Origin of the sequence: Streptomyces sp. NPDC006385 (assembly GCF_040612485.1) — a bacterium.
In the GTDB taxonomy this organism is placed as follows: Bacteria; Actinomycetota; Actinomycetes; order Streptomycetales; family Streptomycetaceae; genus Streptomyces.
The window spans coordinates 1-10,360 of record NZ_JBEXQG010000134.1 but is presented as its reverse complement, the minus strand read 5'-3'; the positions used below and the strand labels follow the sequence as shown (position 1 = coordinate 10,360).

General features: G+C 70.7%; 8 protein-coding genes. 2 read left to right on the top strand and 6 right to left on the bottom strand.

Going from position 1 to position 10,360, the window contains the following annotated elements:
* Window positions 1-317: 317 nt before the first annotated feature.
* The 5 genes from ABZ078_RS43490 to ABZ078_RS43470 all read right to left on the bottom strand — a co-directional run bounded on the left by ABZ078_RS43490 (window position 318) and on the right by ABZ078_RS43470 (window position 6,056).
* Window positions 318-1,130 carry a hypothetical protein gene (locus tag ABZ078_RS43490; RefSeq protein ID WP_356584079.1) on the bottom strand — a complete coding sequence of 271 codons (813 nt, stop codon included), beginning with the start codon at window positions 1,128-1,130 and terminating at the stop codon, window positions 318-320.
* 113 nt (window positions 1,131-1,243) lie between these two features.
* Complete coding sequence (locus ABZ078_RS43485; protein WP_194043638.1) at window positions 1,244-1,609, bottom strand: PH domain-containing protein; 366 nt, start codon at window positions 1,607-1,609, stop codon at window positions 1,244-1,246.
* Window positions 1,610-1,740: 131 nt separating this feature from the next.
* Window positions 1,741-2,217, bottom strand: coding sequence for a hypothetical protein (locus tag ABZ078_RS43480; protein ID WP_356584078.1), 477 nt, complete (start codon window positions 2,215-2,217; stop codon window positions 1,741-1,743).
* 205 nt (window positions 2,218-2,422) lie between these two features.
* A complete protein-coding gene (gene metG / locus ABZ078_RS43475) occupies window positions 2,423-4,039 on the bottom strand; it encodes a methionine--tRNA ligase (RefSeq protein WP_356584077.1) in 1,617 nt (538 codons plus the stop codon).
* A gap of 88 nt (window positions 4,040-4,127) precedes the next feature.
* Window positions 4,128-6,056 carry a VWA domain-containing protein gene (locus ABZ078_RS43470; protein WP_356584076.1) on the bottom strand — a complete coding sequence of 643 codons (1,929 nt, stop codon included), beginning with the start codon at window positions 6,054-6,056 and terminating at the stop codon, window positions 4,128-4,130.
* Between the two features lie 275 nt (window positions 6,057-6,331).
* On the opposite strand from ABZ078_RS43470, the gene ABZ078_RS43465 reads away from it, so the two are divergent.
* The gene (locus ABZ078_RS43465; RefSeq protein WP_356584075.1) at window positions 6,332-8,410 is read left to right on the top strand and encodes a PhoX family protein; all 2,079 of its coding nucleotides are present in this window, start codon (window positions 6,332-6,334) and stop codon (window positions 8,408-8,410) included.
* A gap of 10 nt (window positions 8,411-8,420) precedes the next feature.
* On the opposite strand, the gene ABZ078_RS43460 is transcribed toward ABZ078_RS43465, so the two are convergent.
* Window positions 8,421-9,365, bottom strand: a complete 945-nt coding sequence (locus ABZ078_RS43460; RefSeq protein ID WP_356584074.1) for a LysR family transcriptional regulator — start codon at window positions 9,363-9,365, stop codon at window positions 8,421-8,423.
* A gap of 175 nt (window positions 9,366-9,540) precedes the next feature.
* On the opposite strand from ABZ078_RS43460, the gene snpA reads away from it, so the two are divergent.
* A complete protein-coding gene (gene snpA / locus ABZ078_RS43455; protein WP_356584073.1) occupies window positions 9,541-10,194 on the top strand; it encodes a snapalysin in 654 nt (217 codons plus the stop codon).
* Window positions 10,195-10,360 lie beyond the last annotated feature (166 nt).

Here is a 10,360-nt window from a genome sequence, read left to right as displayed (position 1 = left end):
GGCCCGGAACCGACGTCGGTTCCGGGCCACTTCTCATAGAAGAACGGGCCGTTCAGCCGTGACCGTCCCTTCCAGTTGTCGTAGAGCTTGACGTGGGAGGCGAGCTTGCCGGTGCTGGTGCCCCGACGGTGACGGTGGTGCCGTCGTCGTAGTCCGTCCAGAGCAGGCCCGCGACATGGGCCTGCCGGTGCAGGAAGCCGGTCTCGCCCGCGGCGAGCAGCTGGTCGGTGCGCCGGGTCTCGTGAGCGCGCAGGTGAAGAGGGTGGGACAGGGCGGCAGAGGGCGTGGCCGGCCGCGGATGACCGCGCGCTTTCGGGTCACTCCTCCGCCGGAGGTCTGAGGGCCTCCTCCTCCAGCAGGCGCTCCGCGATGTCGTCCGCCCATGCCCGGACCCATCGCCGCAGCGCCGGCAGCGCGTCCTCGGGCAGGCCGCCGGCGGTGAACTCCCTGTCGTCCAGCAGCTCCGTCGCCTCCAGGCGGGACTGGAGGTCCGCCAGGTCGAACTCGTCCCAGGCGTGGCGGCGGCCGAGTTCCTCCAGATCGGGAAAGCTCCGGTCGGGCGCGGCCAGGCGCACGTCGACGACGTCGCGTGCGGAGCCGCGGTCGGTCAGGGCCCGGACCTTGGTGCCGATGAGGTCCTCGAGAGCGAGAGCCGGGCCGAGGCCGGTGATGACCGGCGGGCGCCAGAACATCTCCTTGAGGAGGTCGACCGTACGTTCCTCACCCGTGTCGGGGTCGGTGACGAGCAGGCGGGCGGAGAGCGGGTCGGTCTCCAGGAGGCGTACCTGCCAGCCGCGTTCGCTCAGGCCCTGCCGGATCACGGACGCGATCCGGTCCATGGGCTCGGAGGTCTCCGTGGCCACCTCCAGCGGCCAGGCGCGGGAGGCCCGACGAGGCCCCGCCCGGCGTGTCCCGCCCGGCTCCCCCAGCTGAGCCCCGCCCGGCAGCTCCAGCGGCGCCCCGCCGGGCTCCTCCAGCGGCGCCTCGCCCGGCTCCTGGGCCGGCGTCTCCCGTGGCGCCCGTGGGGTCAGCCCATGGGCCCGGACCGCGCACTCGCCGGCCAGGACGAGCGGGTAGCGGGCGCCGAGGGTGAGGACGTCGGTCGGCAGATGGCGGCGGTGCGGGATCATCGTGCGCCGATTATGGCGCGCAGTCGGGACCGGAACGCGCAATGACGGGCGTCGGCCGCGCCGAGGCGGGTGACCTCGGCGCGGCCGACGGGACGTGGGCCACCGGACCGCGGCTACCTCGCCACGAACTGCGTGAGGATCGCCTGGACCTCGTAGATGTCGACGCCCTTCGTGAACGTCTTCTCGATGGGCGTCGCCGACCCCGACAGCCAGATCTTCAGCTCGGCGTCCAGGTCGAAGGTGCCGGCGGTCTCCACCGCGAAGTGCGTGATGCTGCGGTAGGGGATGGAGTGGTACTCCACCTTCTTGCCGGTGATGCCCTGCTTGTCGACCAGGATGAGACGGCGGTCGGTGAACAGGATGGTGTCCCGTATCAGCAGGTACGCGGCGTGCACCTGCTCACCGTGGCCCAGCAGACGGGCGTAGTCCTGCTGCGCCTGTCCCTGGTCGATGGTGTGCGCGTTGCCGAACAGTGCCATGGATGGTTCCCCCCACGCATTGGCCTGGATGTCTGGTCATGTCCCGGTAAGTCACCGGCTTCACATGATCTTCGCCATGTATAGCCCCTTGGGGAGGGCCACGCATAGAGGTGCAAGGCAGGCGCAGTGGGTCAGGTGTCGTACGAACCGTCCCAGGGTGCGCCGAAGCCCAGGTGGTCCGGGTAGAGCTCGGCCCAGGGCTCGCTCTCGTCCTCTCCTGTCACCAGGCCGAACAGCACGCCGTCGAAGGTGAGCTGGAAGGGACGTATCGCGATGTCCGTGTACATGCGCCGGGGCAGGCTGCGCAGCAGGGTCGCCAGGTGGGCGCGGGCCCGGGTGAGCACGGAGTCCGGGCCGTGCGGGGCGCGCTGCTGCTCGGCCCAGGTGCCGGCGCACCAGATCTCCGAGTCGCGGTACGTGCCGTCGGCGTCGAAGGTGTGCAGGACCGAATAGAGGCGTTTGTGCTCCTCCCAGCCGGCGCCGAGGTCGAAGCCCTTGGGAAAGGCGTAGGTGACCGAACCCATGAACTGCCCGTCCGCGTAACGGCCGATCGCCTCGGTGCGACCGTGCGGCTCGTAGGCGATCGGGATGACCTCAGGGACTGCCATGGCGGAAACCATACGGTCGCGGCGGGGGGCATGGTGCCGGTGAGGCGGGATCGATGCCAACCCAAGGGACAACATCCGCGTGATGTCCCCGAGTTGACCACGAGTCAGCCAAGAAATTCACGGCAGCCTTTCGGATCTCCGCGACCACGCACAGACACAGGGGCAGGCCCGCGTGAGCGGGCCTGCCCCTGTGCTGCCGTGTGTGCTACGCCGTCGGCTTCTCCTCCAGGCGCGGGAAGAGGACCGCGCCCTTCGTGACCGTCGTACCGGCCGGGAGCACGCCCCACTCGCCGGCCTCCTGGACCTTCTGGTCGGCGAGGGCGCCGAGGGATGCCTGCGCGCCCAGGGAGTCCCAGAGCTTCTGGGAGGTCTCCGGCATGACCGGGTTGAGGAGGACCGCCACGGCCCGCAGGGACTCCGCGGCCGTGTAGAGGATGGTGGCGAGGCGTGCCTTGCCCTCCTCCGAGGTGTCCTTCGCGACCTTCCAGGGCTCCTGCTCGGTGATGTAGCCGTTGACCTGCTTGACGAAGTCGAAGACCGCCAGGATGCCGCCCTGGAAGTCCAGCTCGTCACCGATCTTCCGGTCGGCTTCCGCGACCGCCTTGGCCAGGCCGTCGTGGATCGCCCTCTCGGCCTCGCCGTCGGCGGTGGCCGCAGGCAGCTCGCCGCCGAAGTACTTGCCGACCATCGCCGCGACGCGGGAGGCGAGGTTGCCGTAGTCGTTCGCCAGCTCGCTGGTGTAGCGGGCGGAGAAGTCCTCCCAGGAGAACGAGCCGTCCTGGCCGAAGGCGATCGCGCGCAGGAAGTACCAGCGGTACGCGTCCACGCCGAAGTGCGAGGTCAGGTCCTGCGGCTTGATGCCGGTCAGGTTGGACTTGCTCATCTTCTCGCCGCCGACCATCAGCCAGCCGTTGGCGGCGACCTTGCCGGGCAGCGGCAGGCCGTTCGCCATCAGCATGGCCGGCCAGATGATCGCGTGGAAGCGGAGGATGTCCTTGCCGACGAGGTGGACGTCGGCCGGGAAGGTCGACTCGAACTTCTCCGGGTTCTCGTTGTAGCCGACCGCGGTGGCGTAGTTGAGCAGCGCGTCGACCCAGACGTAGATGACGTGCTTGTCGTCCCAGGGGACCGGGACGCCCCAGTCGAAGGTGGAGCGGGAGATGGAGAGGTCCTGAAGGCCCTGGCGTACGAAGTTCACGACCTCGTTGCGCGCGGACTCGGGCTGGATGAAGCCCGGGTTGGCCTCGTAGTGCGCGAGCAGCTTCTCGGCGTACTCGCTCAGCTTGAAGAAGTAGTTCTCCTCCTGGAGGAGCTCCACCGGCTTCTTGTGGATCGAGCACAGCTTCTGCCCCGCGTACTCGCCCTCGCCGTCGAGCAGCTCGCCGGGGAGCTTGTACTCCTCGCAGCCGACGCAGTACGGGCCCTCGTAGCTGTCCTTGTAGATCTCGCCCTTGTCGTAGAGATCCTGGACGAACTCCTGCACGCGGTCGGTGTGCCGCTTCTGCGTGGTGCGGATGAAATCGTCGTTCGCGATCTCCAGGTGCTCCCAGAGGGGCTTCCACGCCTCCTCGACGAGCTTGTCGCACCACTCCTGCGGGGACACTCCGTTGGCGTTCGCGGTGCGCATGATCTTCTGACCGTGCTCGTCCGTGCCGGTGAGGTACCACACCTTCTCGCCGCGCTGACGGTGCCAGCGCGTGAGCACGTCCCCTGCGACGGTCGTGTAGGCGTGGCCCAGGTGAGGAGCGTCGTTGACGTAGTAAATGGGGGTGGAGACGTAGAACGCCTTGCCACCCTGCTTCTCGGATCCAGTGGCCGCCATGGTCGAAATCCTACTGGCCCCGTGAAGATCGACTCACACGCGTTTCGGGGGGTGGACGGGGCGGTGCACCCCGTCCACCCCCTGGGGGTCACGGGCGCCAGTCGGCCAGGATGCCCTCGTAGAGCTGCTTGTCGGTGAGCTCCAGGGGCGTTTCGCCTGTCATGAAGTGGGCGGTGTTGTCCGTCTTGAGCTTGCGGAGGTAGTCGAAGGCCTTCTGCTCGGGGGCGCCGAAGGCGACGAAGCAGAAGAAGACGGAGGGGTGGTTCTTCGCGGCGTCCGTGAGGGCCTGGGTGGCGGGGGTCTTGGCGTCGGGGGCGCCGTCGGTCTGGAAGACCACCAGGGCGGGGGTGTCGGGGGCCGTCTTCTGGTGGTGGGTGACGACTTCCTCGACGGCTACGTGGTAGCTGGTACGGCCCATGCGGCCGAGGGCGGCGTGGAGCTCGTCGATCCTGTTCTCGTGGTCGGTGAGGGTGAGCTCGCCGGTGCCGTCGAGTTCGGTGGAGAAGAAGACGACGTGGACCTTGGGCTGGGGGGCCGGGTCGAGGTGGGCGGCGAGGGCGAGGGTCTGGTCGCCGAGGGCCTGGGCGGAGCCGTCCTTGTAGTACGGGCGCATGGAGGCGGAGCGGTCGAGGACGAGGTAGACCTTGGCTCGGGTGCCGGTGAGGTTGTGCTTCTCGAGGGCGGCGGCTGCGGCGCGGTGGGCTGTGCGGAGGGTTCGGGGGACCGTTCGAGTGGCCTCGGCTTCGCCTTCGGCGTCCGTGTTCCCACCCGCACCACCCGTGCGGGTTTCGTCGTCGGCCGCGGGTGGCCCCTGTGGGGCGTCCTCGCCGTCGGCGGCCGCGGGGGTGGTGGGTGCGGGGGTGGTGGGTGCCTCCGAGGCAGGCTCGGGCACGGCGATCGGCTCCGCCGCCGCGCCGGGCTCCGGCTCGGGGGTGGGCGTGACCTCGGCGGATGCCTCGGGCTCGGGGGCCTGGTCCTGCGCCGCCGCAACCGGAGCGGGCGCCTCGACAGCGGGCTCCGGCTCAGCCGGCGACTCCACCGCGACCGGCTCCTCGTCGACGGACGTCTCGACGGCAGGCGTCTCCGCGACGGGCTCCGCCTTGGCCGGCTCGTCGACGACCGGCGTGTCGGCAGCAGCCCCTGCCCCGGCAGACTCCACGGCCGGTTCCTCGACGGCCTCGGCCGGCTCCTGGGGGGCGGGCGTCTCGGTGGCCGGGGCCTCGGTGACAGGCGTCTCAGCGATCGAGTCCTGGGCGGCGGGCGTCTCCGTGGCCGGTTCCCCGGCCACCGGCGTCTTCGCGGCAGGCTCTGCCTCGGCGGGTTCCTCAGTGGCCGGGGCCTCGGGGGCGGGCGTCTCCTTGATCGGCTCCTGGGCGGCGGGCGTCTCGGCGGCGGGCCTCTCGGTGGTCGGCTCCTCGGCCGCCGGCGTCTTCGCGGCAGGCTCTGTCCTGGCGGGTTCCTCAGTGGCCGGGGCCTCGGGGGCGGGCGTCTCCTTGATCGGCTCCTGGGCGGCGGGCGTCTCGGTGGCCGGGGCCTCGGCAGTGGGCGTCTCCGTGACCGGCTCCTCGACGACCGGCGTCTCAGCCCTCACCGCCTCCGTGACCGGCTCCTCGACGACCGCCGTCTCAGCCCTCACCGCCTCCGTGACCGGCGTCTCCGTGACCGGCGTCTCCGTGACCGCCGTCTCCACCCCCGGCTCCTCATCCCCCGGCACCTCCCCCCGCGTCTCCACCGGCTTTGCCGGCTTGGGGACCGTGACGTTGTCGAAGGCTGCCGCGACCAGATCGTGCTCGTCCTTCTCCGTTTGGTCGGTCGGTTCCGGCTTCGCCCGCTCGGAGACCGTCGGCTCCGACGCTCGCGGTTCCGGTACCTGGGCGGCAGCCGTCGGCTGGGGCTCCGGGGTCGGGGACGGGAGCGTCGGCTGCGGTTCCGGCGAAGGAGTCGCACCCTCCGCTTCGGCGGTACGCCCCTTGCGTGACCGGCCGAACGCGTTCCGCAGGAGAGTGAGAATGCCCATGTGCGCAACCCTTCGCGTGAGTTGATGCCCGTAGATCCCTGGCCAGGACGGACACGTAAGGTTAGCGGCCCTCGGTGGCGATCTTGGGGAGGGGCGGGCACAGCGGCGCTCGGTACGTCAAGGCCCCCCTCGCGCCGACTCGGGGCGAGGGCTCAACTCCCGTACAGACACCTCTGGTTCACCTGTCGTTAACTCACTCGCTCCGCTGCCGCACAAACGTGCCCCTAGCGTCCGTCACGCTGCACTTCATGGGGAAGCAGGGAGAAAGACACACCATGCGTATTCCGTTGCCGATCATCAGCACGAACAGTGACTCGCACCCCGGCGGCCGGGCCGCCCTGACCTGCCGGTTCCGGTGTGGTGACGCCTGCTTCCACGAGGTGCCCAATACCACCACGAACCCGTACGTGGGTGACGTCATCGCCGACGCCGTCAGCCGCCGTACGACGCTGCGCGCCGCCGCCGTCGTCACCGCGGTCGCCGCCGTGGGCGCCTCCGCCACCGTCGCCGCGCCGAAGGCGAGCGCCGACGAGGACAGGTCCGGCGAGGAGCAGGGGAAGCGCGGCTCCTCCCGGGGCGCGCGCGGTCTGCGCTTCGAGGCCGTCGCGCCGAACACCGCCGACACCGTGACCATCCCGGACGGCTACGCGCAGAGCATCGTGATCGGCTGGGGCGAGCCCATCCTGCGTGGCGCGCCCGCCTTCGACCCGGAGAACCAGACCGGCGAGGCGCAGTCCAAGCAGTTCGGCTACAACAACGACTTCCTCGCCCTGCTCCCGCTGCGCGGCGAGCGCAATCGGCAGATCCTCGTCGCGAACCACGAGTACACCGACGAGGTGCTCATGTTCCGGGGGTACGACGCCGACAACCCGACCAGGCAGCAGGTCGAGGTCGCCTGGGCCGCCCACGGGCTCTCCGCCGTCGTCGTGGAGGAGGACCGCAGGAGCGGCAAGCTCACCCCCGTGCCCCGGCATCCGCTCAACCGGCGGGTCACGGCCACCAGCGAGTTCAAGGTCACCGGCCCGGCCGCCGGCTCCGACCTGCTGAAGACCTCCGCCGACCCGACCGGCACCAAGGTCCTCGGCACCCTCAACAACTGCTCCGGCGGCGTCACCCCGTGGGGCACCACGCTGCACGGCGAGGAGAACTTCAACCAGTACTTCGCCAACGCCACCCGCGCCACGGACAAGCGGTACGGGCTCGGGACCGGCGCGAGCGAGCGCAAGTGGGAGAGGTTCGACAAGCGGTTCGACGTGGCCAAGGAGCCGAACGAGCCGCACCGCTTCGGGTACGTCGTCGAGCTCGACCCGTACGACCCGACCTCCAAGCCCCGCAAGCACACCGCGCTCGGCCGGTTCAAGCACGAGGGCGCGACCGTGCGGCTGACCGAGGACGGGCGGCCCGTCGTCTACTCCGGTGACGACGAGCGCTTCGACTACTTCTACAAGTTCGTCGGCAGCAAGCGGATGAAGAAGGGGTCGAGCCGGGCGGTGCGGGAGCACAACCTGTCGCTGCTCGACGAGGGGACGCTGTACGTCGCCAAGCTCACCGGTGACTCTCCCGCCATCGAGATCGACGGCACCGGCAAGCTTCCGGCCGACGGCGAGTTCGACGGCAGCGGCGAGTGGATCCCGCTGGCCACGGCGACGGCGAAGGGCGCCGTCTCGCACGTCGAGGGCATGAGCGCCGACGAGGTGTTCGTCTTCACGCGCATCGCCGGTGACAAGGTGGGCGCCACCAAGATGGACCGGCCCGAGGACATCGAGCCCAACCCGCACACCGGCAAGGTGTACGTCGCCCTCACCAACAACACCAACCGCGGCGTCGGCAGCAACGCCAAGGCCGACGAGGCCAACCCGCGCAACGGCAACAAGCACGGCCAGGTCCTGGAGCTCACCGAGCGCTGGAACCGCGCCGACAGCAAGACGTTCGCCTGGAAGCTGTTCCTGGTGGCGGGCGACCCGGAGGACCCGGCCACCTACTTCGCCGGGTTCCCCAAGGAGCACGTCTCCCCGATCTCCTGCCCGGACAACGTCGCCTTCGACTCCTACGGCAACCTGTGGATCTCCACAGACGGCAACGCCCTCGGCTTCCACGACGGTCTCTTCGGCGTGGCCACGCGCGGTGACCGGCGCGGTGAGCTGAAGCAGTTCCTGACGATGCCGAAGGGCGCGGAGACCTGCGGCCCGATCATCCAGGACCGCCGTGTGCTCGTCGCCGTGCAGCACCCGGGCGAGATCGACGGCGCGACGGCCGAGAAGCCGCTGAGCGCCTGGCCCGACGGTCCGGGCGAGCTCAACCGTCCGGCGGTCGTGGCGGTCTGGCGCAAGGACGGCTGCGACATCGGCGTCTGAGCCGGTGCCTCTACGGGAGTGCTGGGACCGGCGGCTGCCGCTCGCCGTCGCGTCCCAGCCACTCCCGGTACGCCGGCGCCTGCCGGGCCGCCTCCCCGTACGCCTCCTCCAGCGCGGGATAGACGCCGTCCAGGTCCGTCTCCGTACGGGCCGCGAGGAGCAGCCGTACGCCGAGGGGGTCGCCGTGCAGGCGGCGTACCGCCATGTCGGCGCTGGAGGCGTGGGTCGGCTGGCAGACGGTGACCACCTCGCCGGTGGCGACCAGGGCGCCGGCCGTGTGGTAGTCGCCGTGCAGGACATGGGGGCTGACGCCGGCCGCGCGGAACATCCGCTGCACGGCGTCCCACTCGCCGTCGACCGTGGGGTCGATCATCCAGCGGTCGCCGGCCAGGTCACGCAGGTCGACCTCGGACTTGGCCGCCGCCGGGTGGTCGGCCGGCAGGGACACGAACTGCGGCTCGCGTTCCATCAGCACCCGCAGTCGCAGCTCCGGCGGGATGCGCAGGGGGCTGCCCTCCACCTCGTGCACGAAGGCGACGTCGAGCTGGCCGTCGGCGACCATGCGCAGCAGGGCGTTCGGGGAGACGTTCATGTGCAGGGTCGGGTCCTGGCCGTGGCCGCGCAGTCTGCGCAGCCAGCCCGCCAGGGCCTTGCTGGCCGTCGAGCCGACGCGCAGCCCCGGGCCGCCCGCCGCGGCCGCCCTCGCCTCGGCGACGAGGGCGCGCATCTCGGCCACCAGCGGGCGGGCGCGGCTGAGGACCAGGCGGCCCAGCGGGGTGGGGCGGCAGCCGGATCGCGTGCGCAGGAACAGCGCGCCGCCGAGCTCCTGCTCGATGCGCCGCAGTTGCGTGCTGAGCGAGGGCTGAGCGACGCCCAGGTGGCGCGCGGCCCGGTGCAGACTGCCGGTGTCGGCTATGGCGCATAGCGCGCGGAGGTGTCTGACCTCAAGGTCCATGCCCTTGGAGACTAAAGCGGAATCAGGGGTTTCACCAGCCGCACAAACCCTCCCGGATGCCTGCCTATTGGGCCGCTGATAGGGCCGTGCTATCACCGGTTGCCATCATCACAGCGGCCGCACAGGGGCCGACACTCACGTGTTGAACGACTCACCCCCCACCTAGGAGTCTTCAATGCGCTCGCGTACGTCCCCGTCCGCCCGTACGGCGGCGGTCCTCGCCCTCACTCTCGCAACGGCCGGACTCGGCACGGCGGTTCCCGCCGCCGCCGCTCCCGGTCACGCCGGGTATGCCGCCAAGTCGGCCGATTCCGACGGCAGTCGGGCCTTCTTCCAGGCCGTCCTGAAGTCCGTCGCCGAGAAGCGCGCCGCGAACCCGGGCCTGGCGGCCGTCACCGTCGTCTACGACGCCTCCGCCGCGCCGACGTTCAAGGCGCAGATAGCCCGCAGCACCCAGATATGGAACAGCGCGGTGTCGAACGTCCGGCTCCAAGAGGGCTCGAACGCCGACTTCACCTACCGCGAGGGCAACGACCCGCGCGGCTCCTACGCCTCGACCGACGGGCACGGCAACGGCTACATCTTCCTCGACCACCAGCAGAACCAGGAGTACGACTCCACCCGCGTCACCGCCCACGAGACGGGTCACGTCCTCGGTCTGCCCGATCACTACGAGGGCCCGTGCAGCGAGCTGATGTCGGGCGGCGGCCCCGGCCCGTCCTGCACGAACCCCAACCCGGACGCGCGTGAGCGGGCCCGCGTCGACCAGCTGTGGGCCAATGGCTTCGCGGCGGCGATGGACAAGGCCCTGCACAAGTCCGCGCGCTAGGGCCTGTTGCGAAAGTGACGCCTGCCGCGCGACGCCCGGCACGCCCTCTCGCCGCACCGCCCGAAAGCCCGAGTACGCCCAGTACGAGGCGCAGGTGCTCTCCGAGCGCACGGGCTGCGAGGTCCACCTCAAGGTGGAGGGCGCCAACCCCACCGGGTCCTTCAAG